General features: G+C 70.9%; 13 protein-coding genes and 3 pseudogenes. 10 read left to right on the top strand and 6 right to left on the bottom strand.

Annotated elements, in window-relative coordinates; all coding sequences use genetic code 11:
- Positions 1-98: 98 nt before the first annotated feature.
- On the top strand, positions 99-392 hold the full coding sequence (locus ABT154_RS29400) for a cation efflux transmembrane domain-containing protein (RefSeq protein WP_351860742.1): 294 nt from the start codon (positions 99-101) through the stop codon (positions 390-392).
- Here the strand turns inward: ABT154_RS29400 and ABT154_RS29405 are convergent.
- The gene (locus ABT154_RS29405) at positions 363-839 is read right to left on the bottom strand and encodes a hypothetical protein (protein ID WP_351860744.1); all 477 of its coding nucleotides are present in this window, start codon (positions 837-839) and stop codon (positions 363-365) included. The two genes, ABT154_RS29400 and ABT154_RS29405, sit on opposite strands and share 30 nt — an antisense overlap.
- A 120-nt stretch (positions 840-959) precedes the next feature.
- Between ABT154_RS29405 and ABT154_RS29410 the strand changes: the two genes are divergently transcribed.
- Together ABT154_RS29410 and ABT154_RS29415 are read left to right on the top strand one after the other, a co-directional pair.
- Positions 960-2,078 carry an NADAR family protein gene (locus tag ABT154_RS29410; RefSeq protein ID WP_351860746.1) on the top strand — a complete coding sequence of 373 codons (1,119 nt, stop codon included), beginning with the start codon at positions 960-962 and terminating at the stop codon, positions 2,076-2,078.
- Positions 2,079-2,124: 46 nt separating this feature from the next.
- The gene (locus ABT154_RS29415; protein ID WP_351860748.1) at positions 2,125-2,631 is read left to right on the top strand and encodes a Tn3 family transposase; all 507 of its coding nucleotides are present in this window, start codon (positions 2,125-2,127) and stop codon (positions 2,629-2,631) included.
- On the opposite strand, the gene ABT154_RS29420 is transcribed toward ABT154_RS29415, so the two are convergent.
- Together ABT154_RS29420 and ABT154_RS29425 are read right to left on the bottom strand one after the other, a co-directional pair.
- Positions 2,613-5,342, bottom strand: coding sequence for a cation-translocating P-type ATPase (locus ABT154_RS29420; RefSeq protein WP_351860750.1), 2,730 nt, complete (start codon positions 5,340-5,342; stop codon positions 2,613-2,615). The two genes, ABT154_RS29415 and ABT154_RS29420, sit on opposite strands and share 19 nt — an antisense overlap.
- Positions 5,343-5,698: 356 nt before the next feature.
- Positions 5,699-6,136 carry an Rv1733c family protein gene (locus ABT154_RS29425; RefSeq protein WP_351860752.1) on the bottom strand — a complete coding sequence of 146 codons (438 nt, stop codon included), beginning with the start codon at positions 6,134-6,136 and terminating at the stop codon, positions 5,699-5,701.
- 305 nt (positions 6,137-6,441) lie between these two features.
- On the opposite strand from ABT154_RS29425, the gene ABT154_RS29430 reads away from it, so the two are divergent.
- Together ABT154_RS29430 and ABT154_RS29435 are read left to right on the top strand one after the other, a co-directional pair.
- Positions 6,442-7,962 carry an AAA family ATPase gene (locus ABT154_RS29430; protein ID WP_351860753.1) on the top strand — a complete coding sequence of 507 codons (1,521 nt, stop codon included), beginning with the start codon at positions 6,442-6,444 and terminating at the stop codon, positions 7,960-7,962.
- A gap of 202 nt (positions 7,963-8,164) precedes the next feature.
- Positions 8,165-9,049 (top strand): universal stress protein, encoded by an 885-nt coding sequence (locus ABT154_RS29435; protein WP_351860755.1) that lies wholly within the window; start codon positions 8,165-8,167, stop codon positions 9,047-9,049.
- 598 nt (positions 9,050-9,647) lie between these two features.
- On the opposite strand, the gene ABT154_RS29440 is transcribed toward ABT154_RS29435, so the two are convergent.
- Complete coding sequence (locus ABT154_RS29440; RefSeq protein WP_351860757.1) at positions 9,648-11,174, bottom strand: hypothetical protein; 1,527 nt, start codon at positions 11,172-11,174, stop codon at positions 9,648-9,650.
- 740 nt (positions 11,175-11,914) lie between these two features.
- Entirely contained in the window at positions 11,915-12,196 is a 282-nt protein-coding gene (locus ABT154_RS29445) for a dsRBD fold-containing protein (RefSeq protein WP_351860759.1), read from the bottom strand.
- A gap of 1,152 nt (positions 12,197-13,348) precedes the next feature.
- Between ABT154_RS29445 and ABT154_RS29450 the strand changes: the two genes are divergently transcribed.
- A complete protein-coding gene (locus tag ABT154_RS29450) occupies positions 13,349-13,486 on the top strand; it encodes a hypothetical protein (RefSeq protein ID WP_351860831.1) in 138 nt (45 codons plus the stop codon).
- Here the strand turns inward: ABT154_RS29450 and ABT154_RS29455 are convergent.
- Positions 13,455-13,790 (bottom strand): annotated as a pseudogene (locus tag ABT154_RS29455) (helix-turn-helix domain-containing protein); the annotation flags it as partial. The gene ABT154_RS29450 and the pseudogene ABT154_RS29455 overlap by 32 nt on opposite strands.
- A 108-nt stretch (positions 13,791-13,898) precedes the next feature.
- Between ABT154_RS29455 and ABT154_RS29460 the strand changes: the two are divergent.
- The 4 genes and pseudogenes from ABT154_RS29460 to ABT154_RS29475 form a co-directional block, all read left to right on the top strand.
- Positions 13,899-14,060 (top strand): annotated as a pseudogene (locus tag ABT154_RS29460) (aminoglycoside phosphotransferase); the annotation flags it as partial.
- 297 nt (positions 14,061-14,357) lie between these two features.
- The gene (locus ABT154_RS29465) at positions 14,358-15,686 is read left to right on the top strand and encodes a phosphoribosyltransferase family protein (protein ID WP_351860760.1); all 1,329 of its coding nucleotides are present in this window, start codon (positions 14,358-14,360) and stop codon (positions 15,684-15,686) included.
- 184 nt (positions 15,687-15,870) lie between these two features.
- A pseudogene (locus ABT154_RS29470) lies at positions 15,871-16,385 on the top strand (RNA 3'-terminal phosphate cyclase); the annotation flags it as partial.
- Positions 16,386-16,434: 49 nt separating this feature from the next.
- Positions 16,435-16,707, top strand: coding sequence for a hypothetical protein (locus ABT154_RS29475; protein ID WP_351860827.1), 273 nt, complete (start codon positions 16,435-16,437; stop codon positions 16,705-16,707).
- Positions 16,708-17,214 lie beyond the last annotated feature (507 nt).

Raw genomic sequence — 17,214 nt, forward strand, 5'->3', positions numbered from 1 at the left:
AGGGGCGTTGACTGGTGGAGTACCGGGTCCGGGCGGCGCCAGGCTCTGTTCACCCAATGGCCGGAAGCGATCGGCGGGCGGGCGGTAAAGTCCGCGCCGTGGACATACCTGAATGGTTCTTGTGGGTCGCGCTCGGCATGACCGGCCTCCAGGCCCTGGGCCTCGTCCCCGTCATCCGCCGGATGCGCGACACCGACCCCGCGCTGCGGACCCAAGGGCGTTTCGACCTGCTGGACACCCTCGGCAGCCTGCTCATGTTCGTCGGCCTGATGCTGAGCCTCTTCCTGACGGCATCCTGGGCCTGGCTCTCCCTCGCCGGCCTCGCGCTCGTGGCCGCCGTCTACGCGGTGAAGGGCGCCCGCCTACTCCGCGCCCGCCGCCGGACGACCTGACCCGGAAGACGGCCCGCGGCGCCCGCGCGGGCCGGAACCTCCTCGGAACACCTCGGCCACCGAGACGCATGCTGCGGCCCCGGAAAGGAGGATCATGAGGACGTTCAGGAATTCGTCAGGTCCGAAACTCTGCATGCCGATGTTCAGCAGGGCTGCCACGATGGTCGCGCATTCGACGAGTACCACGACCCCGAAGAGAATCCGCGCGAGCCATCGGGGAACCCGGGTGAACTTCCCGGGGGCCGCGAGCAGCAGGGCGCAGGCGAACAGCGCACCGATCACCGCCACTTCGGCGAGCAGGGAGAACGCCGCTCCGGCCGCGGGCGGGTCCGTGTGGTCGATTTCCGAGGTGTCCTCCAGGAAGACGGCGAGGAGGACCCCCGCCACCACCACATAGGCCACCTGCAGGAACAGGACACCTGCGGCGATCGAGCGAAGAGCCCTCATCTTCAACCGTTGCTCCCTGACCAGAACGACACACTGTGTGCCCCTGTGAAGGGCGCAGGACTGCCGTGATCATAGTCTGCCTGATGGTCCGCCCCGCGGTCGCTCCGGCACAATCGCGGGATGATCGGCAGACGTATCACCTATCGCACCGCGGACGGTGTCCGTATACCCGGGACCTGGCGGCACGCCTTCATCCGTAACGGCAGCTACTTCCTCACCGACCTGTTCATCTACGCCGACGGACTCATCGACTGCTGGGGCCTGGTCACCGTCGAGGAGTTCGAGGAGAAGCTGCGGACCGGCTGGGTGGCCACCACCCTCCCGGACGGCGCCGAGGCATCCGCGCACGATCTGGCGTCCTGGAAGTTCAGTGAGCCGCGGAGCTGGCTCACCCCTGAACTGGTGGTCGCCGAAGTCCGTGACACCATCGACCGGTTGAACCAGCGGCCCGACTCCACCGACCGTTGCCTGGCCGCCGTCGACGTCTTCCTCGCGGATCGGACAGAGGAGAACCGCGCCGCCGCACACACCGCGTTCCTGGCCGTCCCGGCCTCCAACCGCCGCTACGCGCTGGGCGACATGGACAGGAAGGACTGGCCGCTGCGGGTGCTGGTGGCGGGGCCCGGCGGCCGGACCTACCTGCCGAGTGACCCGCCGGTCTCATCGGAGGCGTACGACAGGGCCCTCGCGTACTTCGAGGAGCGCGCCCACTGGCGTGCGCAGCACGACACGCGCGTCCCGGCGGACGGGCCGGAGGTCGCGTACGCCCCGGCGGTCCACCTCTCCGCGTCGTATCCGAACGAGGCGGTGTCCGATCCCGGCCGCCGCGGACTGCGCAACGACTACCCGGCCCCCCTCACCGTCGGGGAGGTCGTCTACCCCTCCGTCGCCCACGCCTACTGGGCCCTGTCGGTCACTCGGCCGGAGGTCCGCAGCGCGATCGCGGCGGCGGACACCGCATTCGCGGCACGCGAACTCGCGGCGGCTGCAGCTCGCCATGAAGGCTGGGAGCACGTCCGCGCCGCCGTCATGACCCGGCTGCTCCGTGCCAAGTACGACCAGCATCCCCAACTGGCCGAGATCCTGCTCGCGACGGACGACGCCACCATGATCTACGACGACATCGACTCGGCCTTCTGGGGTGAGAACGGCGGCCGAGGCCGCAACTGGACCGGCCGTCTCCTCGAACTCGTCCGCTCCGAACTGCAGCTGCGGCGAAACGCGATCCCCGGGCTGTGACCGGGCCGGCCGCGCAGCGAGCGGAACGGCCCGCACACCGTGCGGGGTGTGGGAGGCCGTCCACATCATCGAGGGCCTGCTGAAGAACTTCTCCGAGGTCAAGCCGACCACCGTGCACGCGGACACCCAGGGTCAGTCGCAGCCGGTGTTCGCACTCGCGCACCTGCTGGGCTTCGATCTCATGCCCAGGATCAGGAACTGGAAGGGCCTGACCTTCCACCGGGTGAGCAAGTCCACCGAGTACGTGCACATCGACGCGCTGTTCGGCGAGGTGGGGAAGAACGTCATCGACTGGGACCTGATCGAGTCCCAGTTCCGCCACCCGATGAAGGTCGCGGTCTCCGTACGGGAGGGGGCGGTCCCTTCGTCCACGCTGCTCAAGCGGCTGCGCTCGGGCTCCAAGAAGAACGCCACCTACGCCGCCTTCCGCGAGGTCGGCCGCGTGATCCGCACCGTCCAGCCGCTGTGCCTGAAGACCGCCGGGAGGGTCGGTAGCGCCACGTCGGCCGCCGCTCGGCCAAGCGCCGCGACGTCTTACGCACGGCCGCTTTGACGGGCGGCGACCGAGGCCGGCGCTCGTCTTCGCACGAGCCAGCGTCGCAGTTCGTCGGCTCCCCACACCACGAAGGGGAACGGAATGACGAGCGCGACCATGGCAGGTGTGAGGGCGGCGGTGCCCAGCAGGTGCTGGAAGGGCGGGGCGTAGATGAACAGCGCGGCCAGGGCGAGTTCGAATCCGATGCCCCAGAGCAGCAGGGGGTTGGTGAAGACGCCGATGGAGCGCAGGGAGGCGTGGTCGGTGCGGGCGGCGAAGGCGGTGCCGATCTGTCCGGCGATCATGCCCAGGAAGGTCATGGTGGTGGCCTGCTGGTAGGCGTGGTGGAGGGGGGTGCCGGGGCCGGTGGGGTCGCCGGGGTGCCAGCCGGCGTGGATGAGGACGGTGAAGAATCCCGCCATCTGCAGGACGGCGCAGATGACGCCGAGGAAGAGCCAGGCGCGCAGGAGCATGGAGCCGCGGATGACTCCTTCGGAGCGGGGGCGCGGCACGCGGTCCATCAGGCCGGGTTCGGCGCGTTCGCGGCCCAGGGCGAGGGCGGGCAGGGTTTCGGTGCCGACGTCGAAGGCCAGGAGTTGCAGCACGGTCAGGGGCAGGGGGATCGCTCCGCCGCCCAGGGCGAACACCAGGAAGGGGGTGACCTCGGGGGTGGTGTGGGCGAAGATGTAACAGATGAACTTGCGGATGTTGTCGTAGATCCGGCGCCCGGCGCTTACGGCCGTGACGATGGTGGCGAAGTTGTCGTCGGTGAGGACCATGGTGGCCGCTTCGCGGGCGACGTCGGTACCGGAGCGTCCCATGGCGACGCCGATGTCGGCGCGCCTAAGGGCGGGGGCGTCGTTGACGCCGTCGCCGGTCATGGCGACCACGTGGCCTTCGGCGCGCAGCGCGTCGGCGATCCGTAGTTTGGCCTCCGGTGAGCTGCGGGCGAAGATCGGTTCGCGGTGGTTGCGCAGCAGGTGGTCGAGGTCGTCCTCGGGCATGCGGTCGAGTTCCCCGCCGGTGACCACCCGGGTGTGGGGGCTGCCGATGCCGACCTGGTGGGCGATGGCTGCGGCGGTCAGGGCGTGGTCGCCGGTGACGATGATGACTCTGATGCCCGCGTGATGGCACTGGGCGACGGCCTCGGCGACCTCGGGGCGGGGCGGGTCCGCCATGGCTGCCAGGCCGATCAGGGTCAGGTCCTGCTCGGCTTCGGCGCGGGAATCTGGCGGCGCGGATGCGTCCAGGCGGCGCTGGGCCATGGCCAGGACCCGTAGCCCCTGCCGGGCCAGGGCATCGACCTGCTCCTGGACCTCGCGGCGGGCGTCCTCGGTGAGGGGCTGGGTGCGTGCGTCGCTCTGCAAGATCAGGCTGCAGCGGGGGATGACCGCTTCGGGTGCGCCCTTGGTGTCCGTCCACATTCCGTGATCACGCTCGTCCACGGTCGACATCAGCTTGAGCACCGGGTCGAAGTGGAACTGCCGGCGACGGGCCCGTTCCCGGTCGGCGGGGGGGATGGCGTGGCCCAGACGGTCGGCGGCCTCCAGCAGGGCGAGTTCGGTGGGATCTCCGATCGCGGTGCCGTCGGTGCCGTCGGTGGCGGGATGGGCGTTGTTGCAGCGGGCCATCACCGCGGCGAGGGCGGCGAGGGCGCCGTCGTCCGCCGTGCCGGCGCCGGTGAGGCGCTGGGGTCCGGCTGCGGTCCACACGGTGGCGACATGCATGCGGTTCTCGGTCAGGGTGCCGGTCTTGTCGGTGCAGATCACGTCCGCCGAACCCAGCGTCTCCACCGCGCTGAGCCGCTTGACGACCGCCCCACGCCGCACCAGCTCCCGCACGCCCAGGGCCAGGGCCAGGGTGATCACCGGCAGCAGCCCTTCGGGCACGTTGCCCACCAGCAGGCCGACCGCGAAGACGACCGCGTCGTGGAACGGCAGCCTCGCCCCGTACACCGCTATCGGCAAGAACGCCAGGCCGGTGACCACCGCGATCAGGGCGATCAGCCAGGCCACCCGTCTGACCTGGCTCTCCAGCGGGCTGACCTCGCGCTCCACCCGCTCGGACAGGGCGGCGATGCGGCCCAGCTCGGTGTGCATGCCGGTGGCGAAGACCAGTGCCCGCCCCTCACCCTCCGTGCACACGGTCCCGCTGAACACGAGGTCCCGGGCCTGCAGCAGCGGCACGTGCACATCGGTGAGGTCGGCGGAGCGGTAGGCGGGCATCGACTCGCCCGTCAGCGCCGACAGGTCGACCTCCACCCCACCCGTGATCAGCCGCGCGTCGGCCGAGATCCGGTCCCCCTCCTCCACCACCAGCACATCCCCCGGAACCAGGCCGACCGCATCGACCACCAGCTCCTGCCCGTCACGCAGCACCTTCGCCCGCTCCGGCAGATAGGCCGCCAGCGCCTCCACCGCCCGCTCGGCCTGCATCTCCTGCACGAACGCGAACCCGGCGTTGACCACGATCACCACGACGACGGCCAGCGCCACCGCGACAATCCCCGCCCACCACGCCAGCAGCGCCGCCGCCCACAGCAGCAGCGCCAAGGGGTGCGTGAACTGCCTCGCCAGCTCACCCGGCCAGCGTCGGCCACCGCGCCGGCGCAGCATGTTCGGCCCGTAGTGCACCAGCCGCCGGGCCGCCTCCCGCGAGGTCAGCCCCTCCCGCGTACTGCGCAGGTCCCGCAGCAGCAGCTCCACCCGCTCCTCGGGGTCCAACGACACCGAAGCCGACTCCGGTACCCCGAGCTCGCCCGGCACGGCCCCTCACCCCGAAGTGAGGGCGCGGCCCAGACGTGGGCCCAGCCCGGCTGATGTCCCGAACCGCATCATCACCACCACCTCGCTGCCGACCCCGGATGATCCACCTCCAGCGTGCGCGCGGCTCCCCACGGGGGCCAGTCGCACAGGCGGGAACCGATGACCAACCTGGTCACACGCCCACCCGCAACCGAAATGACGTGCCCCCTGCCCTCACGCCGTGTGCTCGCGCGGAGCACGCTGCGCGCCCCGCCTTCCGCCGTATCCTTGGTCGACGGCGAGCCGGGCGGCCACGAGCCGTGTGCCACCAGCCTGAGCGGTCATACCGCACGGCCGGTCCAGCGAGGTTCCACCCGCTCCCATTCGCGGCCCCACTCGACGAGCCGGTGCCGGTCGGCGGTGATACGGACGATCTCGCGGGCAGCGAAGGCCGCGGCGACGGTACCAACCACGGTGCCGCAGCCCACAGCCAGACCGGCCGACACGGCGGCCTCCGGACGGATGGGAGGCGAGGTGACGCGGCCTTGGCCCTCACACCAGATGCCCACGTGCCCGCCTTCCCGCTGCCCCGCAGCCACCCGTACGACCGCACCGCGGCGCCCGTCGGCGTCATGCCGCTTCACCGGCACCAGCACACCATCCGAACGCGCGCCGCCCTGGTTGTCGGCATCGGCCAGCGATTCCGCGCTGACGACATGGCGTGAGACCAGCTGGGTACGGCGCAGTTCGGCGTAGTGCCCGTAGGCAGCGTTGGCCATGAACCAGGCGGTCCCACCGGATGTGCAGGAGCGTCGGCGTCGACTTCGTACTCATCGGGCTCGGTGCCGACGCTCAGCGGCTCCTGGACGCCGGCGTCTCCTGAGCGGCCGGCATCCAGCGGCACGTATCGGTGGCGCTAGGGGAGGGGCCGAACGGGGTTCTTCGAGGGACTGATCGGGACCTCACGGCCCGGCCCCCCGGCTCGTATCGTGAGATGAGCGGGGCGAAGACCCCTCTCCTCGCCCCTGGCATTCGGCGGGTCCTCCACAGGCACGAGAAGGTGTTCTGGGAAAGGGAGGGAACAGTGGGAGCACTGGTCACCCCTGTCGCCCGGCCTCAGGGGCTCTACGACCGTGAGGCCGAGTGGGACAGGCTTGTCGCGTTCGTCGGCGATCCACGTCCCGGGCCCGCGATCGGTGTCGTCACCGGTCCACGGGGGCACGGCAAGTCGTTTCTTCTCAAGGCCTTGACCCGTGCGACGGGCGGGTTCTATTTCAGCTGCCAGGAAGCCGCTCAGGCCGAGACCCTCCGCGCGCTCGCCCAGCGGTACGCGCGCCATGCCGGTCTCGCACGGGCGCCTCACTGGACGGGATGGAGGGACGCGCTGCTCGCGCTGGCGGTCACGGGGCATGGACCGACCGCATTGGTCGTCATCGACGGATTCCCCGAGGTCGTACGGCAGAGCCCAGGGCTCCCGGCCACGATCAACGAGGTGTGCCATCAGCTGGGCGATGGCCAAGGCGGTTCCTCGCGGCTCCGGCTGCTGCTCTGTGGGAGTACGACACCGGTGATGACCCGACTGCTCAGTGGCGCCGACAGGTGGGTGGACCAGGTCGTGGAGGTGGCACCACTGGACTTCCGGCGGGCAAGGGACCTGTGGGCGATCGAGGACCTCGCGCTCGCGTTGCGCGTGCATGCCGTCGTCGGTGGCAGCGCGGCCTTCCGCTTCGACCCCGCAGGCGACCGTCCCCCCACCGGCTTCGCCGACTTCGACCGGTGGATACAGGAGCGGGTGCTCAGCCCGAGGCTGCCGTTGTTCTGGAAGGCCGGGCACATCCTGGACCGGGTACCGGACAGCTGGGACGTCGCCGTGTGCCACTCCACCGTGGCCGCGCTCGCCGCCGGCCGCTCCACGCCCGGGGAGATCGCCGATTTCCTCGACCGGCCGGCGACGGACGTGCCACACATTCTGTCCCACCTCGAAGAACGCGGCCTGGTCCGCGGTGAGCCCGACGCCTTCCAGCCGGGGCTGATCCACTACCGCATCACCGAACCGCTGCTGGCCTTCGACCACGCGGTGATCCGCCCGCACCGCCCGGAACTCGTAGACGCGGATGTCACGGAGATCGACGAGATCTGGCGGCAGGCCCGGGCCGTCTTCGAAAGAGATGTGGCGGGCCCGTACTTCGCTCGGATCTGCCGGGAGTGGGCGGTCCTGTACGCCCCGGCGGAGCTCTTCGGAGAAGCGCCGGAATCCGCGGTGTCGGGCTCCCTGCCCCACACCACCGGTGAGCCGGTGATCATCGACGTCGTGGTGCGCGGTGAGCAAGGCCGCCGCCCCGGTCCGCTGCTGTCGATCGGGTTGGTTTCCTGGACGCACCCGATGGACACGCCCCACCTCGAACGGCTGCGCGGCCATCTGACGCGCCTCGCCGCTCTCGGCGAGGACACCGGCCGGACCCGCCTCGTCTGCTACTCGGCCGCCGGGTTCAGCCCGGGACTCCGGGCAGCCGAGGAGAACGGGGACGTGCTCCTCGTATCACCCGAGCAGCTGTACGGCGACGGACCGTGGCCGTACACAGCGGAGGAGGGAGGACGCCCGTGAACGACTCGGCACAGCCGTCCCGAACGCGGGAGACCAGGTCCAAGGGCCGGTCCGACCGACGGGAGATCCCGGGCGGTGTCTTCCCGCACCGAGCTTGGCGGCGTATTTCCCGGTGAAGACGATCAGGTCACGTCCCAGGCGCCCCGTGCACACCCTTCGTGTGAGCGCGCTGTGCCTCTGACGATCCGGGCGGAGGAGCGCCGTGAGTGGGCTGGTGATCGTGGGAGCGGACGGCTCTACGTCGAGCCTTGGCGCCGTGGAGGCGGCGGCCAGGGAGGCCCGGTGGCGAGACGCGGAGCTGCGGATCGTGCACGCCTTCCACTGGCCTGTGGCGCGTGTGCCGTTGTGGCAGGCCCTGCCGATGCCGACCCGGGACGAGATCCAGAGGATGTCCGAGGGCCTGGTCACCGCGGCGGTGGAACGAGCCAGGACGGTGGCGCCGACAGTGGACGTCACCCATGTCGTGGTGAGGGGAGCGCCGGTGACGGTCCTTGAGGCACAGTCGCGTGCCGCGGAGCTGTCGGTCGTCGGATCCCGGGGCGTGGGAGGGCTCGTCGGACTGATGGTGGGCTCCACGGCGGTGCATCTTGCGGCACACGGCCGATGTCCCGTGCTCGTCGTGCGGGACCAGTCGGAGCCGGCCGGGCCGATTCTGCTGGGGGCAGACGGCTCCCGGGCCGGCTCGGCAGCGGTGGACTTCGCGTTCGCGGAGGCCGCGCTGCGCGGCGCCGGCCTCGTCGCCCTGCATGCCTGGACCACTTGGAACGCCCCCGTGCCCCCGCCGCAGGACCCCGCCGAACCGTACGCGAGCGCACCGGGCATGCTCGCCGAGGCCGAGGAACGCCTGCTCGCCGAGGCGCTCGCGGGGCACCGGGAGAGCTATCCGGAGGTCCCGGTCGAGCTCCGCTTGGTGCACGGTCCCACGCGCGAGGCTCTGATCGAGGCAAGCGGCGCCGCGCAGCTCCTCGTCGTCGGCGCACGGGGACGCGGTGGCTTCGCGGGCCTGCTGCTCGGCTCGGTGAGCCTGGCGGCGCTGCACCACGCGCACTGCCCCGTCGCCGTGGTGCGACAGCCCGGCCCCCGCTGAACCGCAAACTTTCGGCCGCGGTTTCGGCGACCGTCGAACCGGGCCGGGACTGCTCCCGCTCGTGATCGTGCTTCCACGCTGCGACCCCGGCGATTCCGGACAGTGGGGTTCCCCGTACCGAGCAGTCCACTGGCTCACGACGGCGAACAGGTTGAAATAAAGGAAGGCTGGTCTCGACCGTGGGCCGTTCGGCCCCGGCGGTGCTCTGTCTCGGGGAGAAGACCGGTGGGGGAATGGGGCCGGGTCGGGGGCCCGGCGTTCATGGGGCTCGCGGGACGGGCCAACCGGTGGGTCCCCGCGGCTGGGTCGACGCGGCCGGCTGGTTTCCCTTGATCACCGCGATGTCGTGCGCCTTCTTCTCCTGCACCAGCCAGCGCGTCTGGTCCTGAGGACGGCAGGGGATCGGGGAGACGAAGCGGCAGGCACGGGACCTCAATGTGATCAGCTGGCGTAGACACCCTGATGATCACCGGTCTCGTGCCTGTGCTGTTGCTGCGTCAACTTCCGCCGGGTACAGACGGTCTACGCGATCCCGGGACTTGCAACCGCCCCTGCCGGAACCCCTGGCGGCGGCCCGCTGCTCGCCCTGCCGGCACCTCTACTTCTTCGGCGTGAAGATGAGCAGCCGGTCCAGGAGTAGCGAGGAGAGGGCGGGGCGGGTGAGGGTGTCGGGTTGCATGTAGGCGCGTGCTACGAAGCGGAGCGTGCTCATGTCGACGGGCCGGTTGGTGCCGTGCTGCGCGCAGAAGTCGGTGCTGGTGGGCGGGAGTGTGGTGACGTGCGGGCCGGCCGGTCCGGTGTCGCCGGCGCGGCTGAAGGTCCAGGTGTAGAGCTGGTCCGCGTTCGGCTGGTCGGGGATGAAGTCGCGTGCGCTGCCTTGCAGTTCACGGTTGTTCTTGGCGGCCAGGGCCACGGCGGCCTTGGCGTCGGCGTAGAGGGTGGCGCTCGAGTAGGTCGCCTGGCGGGTGGCCGCGTGGTTCGTGCCGTACGCGACGACGAAGGAGCCGTCCGGCAGGCTGAAGTTCCGGGTGATCGGGTCGTCGGCGTCGTTGGAGAGGGCGCCCACCCCCGTGATGGGCGGATCGATCACCAGGTTGTCCTGCAGCCCCGGGTTCGACTCCTCGAAGCCGCGCTCGACCACTTCGTCGCGCGCCTCATATCCCGGGTGGGCGTCGATGATCCGCTGGCGCAGCAGTTGCAGGGTGGGGTTGAGGTCGAGTTCGGTGGCCCCGGTCCCGGAGACACGCAGGCGAGGGACGGGCAGCGGATCGGGTTCGTACACCGGCGTCGTCTCGTCCCCGGAGCCGCTCTGTGGCCGTACCCGGAAGACCTGGAGCGGAGGTGTGGCGCGGTAGTCGTCGAGCGCCTTCTCGAAACCGGGCTCGGCCACGGCTGTGCGGATGCCGAACAGGAACTGGTCGGAGTCCTGGTCGAGGCCGAGCCGGTACATGGCTGGAGGGATCGTCAGGTTGTTCGTCGCGCGACCCAGCCCGGAGGCGCCCAGCATCCTGTTCACCTCCGTCCGGGTGCGTCCGTTACCCGTGATCACCAGGGCGAACGGGCGGTCGTACGGTGTTCGGCCCTGTGTGCGCACGGTCTTGTTGTTGACCGGGTCGCCGACTGAGGTCCACAGGACCGGGCCGGTCGGCAGGGAGCCTTTCAGCATGGTGAGGTCGAAGGAGAAGTACTCCTCCGGCGGCGGGGTCGTGCCGATCAGGACAATGGCCTCGTCCTGCCGCAGGCGCCACGTCGCGGGTGGGTTGGTGTTGGGCGCCTGACCCGGGACCTCCGGCATGCCGGTGACGATGTAGGGCGACTGGGGATTGGGCCACATGGCGCTGAAGACGGCGCCTTCGCAGTACCTCTTGTTCAGGTCGAAGACTGCCTCGGTTCCCGTCTGCGAGACGTAGCCGGATCTGGCCAGTTGGTGCTTGAACTTCTCGACCTGCCAGCCGGTGTCGGCCGGCGGGGAGGGCTTCCCGTCGGCCGAGGCCACAGATTTCGAGAGGAAGAGGGCGCCGGAGGGGGCTGGTGGCGTGGCTGCCATCGCGGTCGGTGCGGTCAGGAGCACGGCGGTGGCCAGGCCGAGGAGAGCAGGACGTCGGCGCAGGGGAATCGTCGTCATGACAGACCCCTATCCGGCCCGCGCCTCGAGCCCTGGCCACCACGCCGCAGTCATCTCCTGACCTCACTCATCCGGAACACATCCGGCAAGCCGTAGGACCTTGGCCGTGGCCACCTGCTGTGCCGTTCGGCCCTTGGGGGGAAACCGGCAGCGGCTGGTCCGACGCGTCAGTGACTGGACCCGCCAGGAGAGCGGCAAGCGGCGGACCCGGGAGACTGTCTACGCCGTCACCAGCCCGGATACCCACCAGGCCAGCCCTGCTCTGCCTTCGTGGAGTCGATAGTCGACCGGTCGCACGACGGGGCCCGCTGCCGGTCGACGGCGCGATGCGGCCGATCCCGTCGGGCGGCGGCTTCCCCAGCACTCCTCTCCGGAAGATCCTTCGGGACGGGATGTGCCGGCGAGGGGCACGGCCGGGGGCTCCCCCGGGCTCGCCGCCCAGCGGTTCCCAGCGGACGTGCCGCGTGCCGCAGCCCGCCGGGTGAGCATCACGGCGTCGACGGCACCGGCCGACGACCGCATGTACCCCGGCGTGTCGCCCGGTCTGCCAGGTCCCTGCGACCGAGACCGAGCAGGTGCCAGCGCCGGGCCACTCGTCGGCCGATGTCTCCGAGCCGGGCCCGGCGGTGATCGGCACTCCCGCCGCCTGCGTACTTCATGAACACCGTTCCCTCAGTGAGGGACCGGACGGCGCCGCGACGAGCGGACAGGCCGCGGCCGGTGGGTCGGATCCGTGGCGGTCATCCGTGCAGGGGCGGTTCATTGGCGTCGGCGTCGGCCATGCCGAAGCGCAGCAGTTGGTGGCCGAGCTCGACCAGGGCGCGCCCGGCCGCGTATTCGTCGCCGATCTCGGGCGCGGGAGGGTCGTGCGGGTTGCGGTGGGCTTCGGTGCGGCTCTCCAGCCGGTTGTCACCGGTGTCGAGGACGGCGTGCACCTTCGTGGCGTCGCCCTCCTCGAAGAGGTCCACGCGCAGAGTCCACGTCTTGGTACGCGTCGGCTTGTTCGTTGTCTGCTCGTTCATGTCCAGACCTGTCCTCTGAGGGGGTCGGTGAGGGTTCCGTCCCGGGGGGTGGGTGAGTCCTGCCCGGGGCAGTCGCCCGCTGTCGGGCTCGTCGGTGTGACCGCTGGTGCGGTCGTCGCGGACCTCCTTTCCCGGTCGACGAAGCGGGTCAGGGCCCGGGCGCTTCGAGTAACTGGGCGGGAAGACGATGGTGGAGTTCTTCTCGGCGGCGATCTCGGCGAGGATCTGCGGGTACTGCGACCGCGGGACGACGGGGTTGCCGGCGATGACGTCGGTCACCGTGCGCGGGGCGACCTTCGACATCCGGTCCGTCAGCGGGATCCTGAACCGGCTCCCGGGGTCGCGACCCCGCGCCGCGGGCCCAGCCGCAACACCATCCCGCGCTCGTCCGGCCACACGATTGCGACGACCCGATCCGACACGGGAACCACCTTCTTCGTCCAAAGCCCGTATCTCCAGTGTGGCCGCGGCCGAGACTGTGGGACATGGGCCGCCCGGCCCAACGCGAGACAGCGGTCCGACGCAGTCCCCGGGCGCCGCCGTCCGCCGTGGTTTGGCGGTGGCGCCCCCGTCCCGTTCCGCCCGCTCGCGGACGAACGGCGGGGCATCAGTTGCCGTGAGTGGGCAGCCGGGGGACGGCGGGTCACCGAGCCGCCTTCGGGTCTGGCCATCGGGGCAGTGACGGGGTCGTCCGCCTTGGCACTGGGTGGGGGCGGGCGTATCGTGGAAGTTGGCCTGCAGGGCGAGCGAGGGAGTTCGACCGGATGGCCCCGGGTGATGGGCGGAGGCTCCGCGCGGGGTGTTTGTCGACGGTCGGGCTGAGAGGCTGGAAGGTCTGTGAGACCGGAAGGCGACCTCCATCACCTGATCCGGACAATGCCGGCGAAGGGAGCCCACCTTGCAGGTCTCCGTCTGACCGCACGACACCGCTGCGAGACGTGATCAGCTACGCGGCGGCGAGAAGGGACCGCAGCGCGCCCGGAGCGGGCGCGCCGGAGATGTGTTTGTGGTCCGCGGCCGGGCGCCCTGCCTGAGCGGTCCTGACGCCGCCGCCGTAGCTCATGGGGATCTCGATTCCTGAGCGGTTTCTCGGATTCGGTCCCGATGCCCCGGAGTCGTCGCGGACGGGCGCGCCCACCACGGGAGCCCGACATGGGAACCACGACGTCGGTCAACGACGACATCCTGAGGACCCTGTGCGAGATCCCGGGGCCGATCGCGTCGGTGTACCTGAAACTGGAGCCCCGCCCGCAGCGGGCCGGGCTGTCACTACGCGGTCGCATTCTGTGAGCGTGCCGTCGAGCAGTACGTACTCGGGATCGGTCTCCCGCAGGATCCGCGGCAGTCCGGGTGCCCGGCGGGACAGGTGGCCGACGACGGCGGTGACGTAGGCGTGGGCAGTGCCGACGGATATGCCGAAGCCTGTGGCGATCTGCGTGAGGGTGTCGTGCCGGCGGAGGTAGACCAGGCTGACGAGGGCCCGCTGGTGAGGCGGAAGTTTGCAGCGGCGGTCACCCTCACGGTTGACGATGAGCATGGTTACCCACTCGACCAGGGCGTGAGGCAGGTCGCGTGCGGCAGTATAGGGAACCAACGAGGCTCCCGCGCTGCTGAGTTGAGACGTCGAACACCTCTCCCAACGACACGGGAGCCTCGTGCGTCGCGGCATGCCCGCCGGTCACCTGATCAGTGGCCACTCTGAAAGAACTCACTGGTCTGTGACGATCTGGAGTGGGAGCGTGGCCAGGCATGGGCGTTCGAACAGGCGATGGGTCTTGTCTGGTACTACGTCGAGAGCGATCCGACGATGAGCAGAATGCGGCGGCGCCGGACGCTGGACGGCATTCTGGAGTCGAAGAAGTGATGTCGCCCCGATCGTGGCCGTCGTGGTAGGGACGATCGCCTGCCACCCCCACCGACAGCAGCACCAACGGGACCAGATCAACGGAGACGGGACACAATGGCCCAACTCCGCTGACACGAACTGGGTGTTGCGGCTGTGAGCAGCCGAGACGGTGGGGTGGACCCCGCGGCGAGGGCGGCGGCTCACCACGGTGACCGCGGGTCCGCGGCGGTGCGCGACCGTGCCCTGCTGGGGCGAGCATGGAAGTACGGGGCGTCGCGTTGCTCACCATGTCCTCGGGGCTGAGGAGGTCGGATCGTGTTGTTCATGGATCGTCGTGAGGCCGGCCGGCAGCTGGCCGGCCGGCTGGCACATTTCAAGGGAGCCGAGGTGGTGGTGCTGGGTCTGCCCCGTGGCGGGGTCCCGGTCGCCGCTGAGGTCGCCGACGCGCTGGGCGCGCCACTGGATGTCTGCCTGGTGCGGAAACTCGGCGTGCCCTTCCAGCCGGAGCTGGGCATGGGAGCGATCGGTGAGGGCGGTGTGCGCGTGATCAACGATGACGTGCTGCGCGCCGCGCAGGTCACCGCCGATGAGCTGGGCGAGGTCGAGGCACGTGAGCGGGAGGTGCTGGAGAGCCGGGCCCGGCGCTACCGGGGCGGGCGGGCACCGATCGGGCTTGAGGGCCGTACGGTGCTGGTGGTCGACGACGGCGTGGCCACGGGGTCGACGGCGCGCGCGGCCTGCCAGATCGCCCGCGCCCGCGGGGCCGCTCGGATCGTGCTGGCGGTCCCCGTGGCACCGCACGACTGGACGGCACGGCTGGGCGGGGACGCCGACGAGTTCGTATGCCCGCACACCCCGCGGATCTTCTACGCGATCGGACAGTTCTACGTCGACTTCTCCCAGACCGACGACGACGAGGTCGTCGCCTGTCTGGAGGAGGCGAACGCCCGCCCGCTGCGCACCGGCCGGACCGGGCCGCGTCCCGCCGTGCCCGAGGATCGGGAGGCGGACGTACGGGCTGGTGCGGTGGTGCTGCGCGGGCAGTTGACGGTGCCCGCGGGCGCGACCGGCATCGTCGTGTTCGCGCACGGCAGCGGCAGCAGTCGGCACAGCCCGCGCAACCGGTTCGTCGCGGCCGGACTGGGCCGCGCCGGTCTTGGCACGCTGCTGTTCGACCTGCTCACCGAGGAGGAAGAGGCCAACCGGGCCAACGTCTTCGACACCGGCCTGCTCGCCCGGCGTCTTGCGGACGCGACTGGCTGGCTGCGTGGACAGCCCGAGGCCGACGGGCGTGCGATCGGGTACTTCGGTGCCAGTACCGGCGCGGCTGCCGCGCTGTGGGCGGCCGCCGAGCCGGGCACGCGGATAGCGGCGGTCGTCTCCCGGGGCGGCAGGCCCGACCTGGCCGGGCCAAGGCTGCCGGCGGTGACGGCGCCGACGCTGCTGATCGTCGGGGGCCACGACCGGCTGGTGCTCGACCTCAACCGGGAGGCAGAGGCCCGCCTGCGTTGCGAAAGCAGGCTCGCGGTCGTGCCCGGCGCGACCCACCTCTTCGAGGAGCCCGGCGCACTGGAGAAGGTCACCGATCTGGCGCGCGACTGGTTCACCGACCACATGGCCACGGCCTCTCACGCAGCGGCCTGAGGCTCCGACGCCGAACGCGTGCTCCGGTCGCGGATGGTGCTCGGGTGTAAGGCACGATCCCGCAACCTCGTTCGGGGACGCGCCTGGGGCACGTGAGGTGCGATGAAGACCCTGGGAACCGAGCCGTCGCAGGAGGCCACGACAGTTTTCGGCGTCAAGTGCGAGAGGTGCGGAGTGGATCCTGATGAGTGCCCTGCTGGAGATCGACGGAGCCGCGTGCTCCGGAGCGGGCGTGATCGTGCGCCAGGCGATGACCTACGCGGGCGTGACGGGTGCCCCGGTTCGTCTGCGCCACGTCCGGGCGGGCAGATCGCGACCAGGGCTGCGGCGTCAGCATCTCTGCGCGGTGGAGGCGGTCCGCACGCTGGTCGGCGGAAGGTTGCGGGGGCGTCGCTGGGCTCGCGGGAGTTCACCTTCCGTCCGGCCGGTGAGACGCCGCAGGGACGGTACGCGTTCGACGTGGGGACGGCGGGGTCGGCCACCGCGCTGTCGCTCGCGCTGCTGCCCGTCATCGCCGAGGCTCACGAGCCGGTCCACGTCGAACTCACCGGTGGGCTGTTCCAGGAACAGGAACCCTCCCCGTTCCATCTGCGGCACGTGCTCGCACCCCTGCTCGGCCGGATGGGTCTCGCGGTCACGGTCACCCTGGTCCGGCCCGGAAATCCGCCGAGTGGCGGTGGCGTGCTACGGCTCGAAGTACGCCCCGCTCGGGCCGCTCGGGCCCCTGGAGGCCGAGCGGCCCGGGCCGGTGCGATCGGTGTGGGGGATCGCCCTCGCCTCCCACCTGCGAGAACGTTCGGTGAGCCGCCGGGTGGCGGACGGCGCCCGGGAGGTCTTCGCCCGGGCCGGATACGAAGCCCGTATCGAGGAACGCGACGACACGAGCGCTCTCCAGCCGGGCGCCGGGCTCGCCGTGTTCACCGACCTGACGGGCGGGTGGCGGCTCGGAGCCGACGGGGGCCGGAGCCCGCGGACGCCGCGCAGAGACGATCGGGCACGCCACCGCCGAGCGCCTGCTTGAGGACCTGCGAACGGTGCTGGCTGAAGACGGGCGTCTCGCCGGTGTGCTGACGGCTGCCGACATCGTCGCGGCCCTCGCGGGCCACCCGGCAAGGAAGGAGCCGGCGGGCCGTCGGCCACAGACCCCCGCGGTGTTGCCCGGGCTGCCGACGCGGCGGGGCTACCGTGGCACGGCCTTCCCTTGACCGCCTGACGCGTCGCGTGAGCGAGGTCGCGGTGTGAAGATTGGACGGTGCCGTCTGAAGCAGCGGGTATCGCGGTGTTCCGCATACGGCGGACCTGCGTGCGGATGCGTGGGCCCCTACACGCGAGGAGCGCCTGGCGCCGTCGACGACGGGGTGAAGGACGTATTCCACGTGGCCGACGCGGGGTCGTTTCCGGTGACGGGCGCCGCGCGCCGAAGGCCGTCACGCTGCACGGATTGGCCGTGACGCGCGGGCCGGGCGGCTGGACGTGTTCGGTGACGCTCGACGTGTGAGTGCTCGCTCGGTCCGCTCGGTCCTTGCGC

Origin of the sequence: Streptomyces sp. NPDC001728 (genome assembly GCF_040297565.1) — a bacterium.
GTDB lineage: Bacteria > Actinomycetota > Actinomycetes > Streptomycetales > Streptomycetaceae > Streptomyces.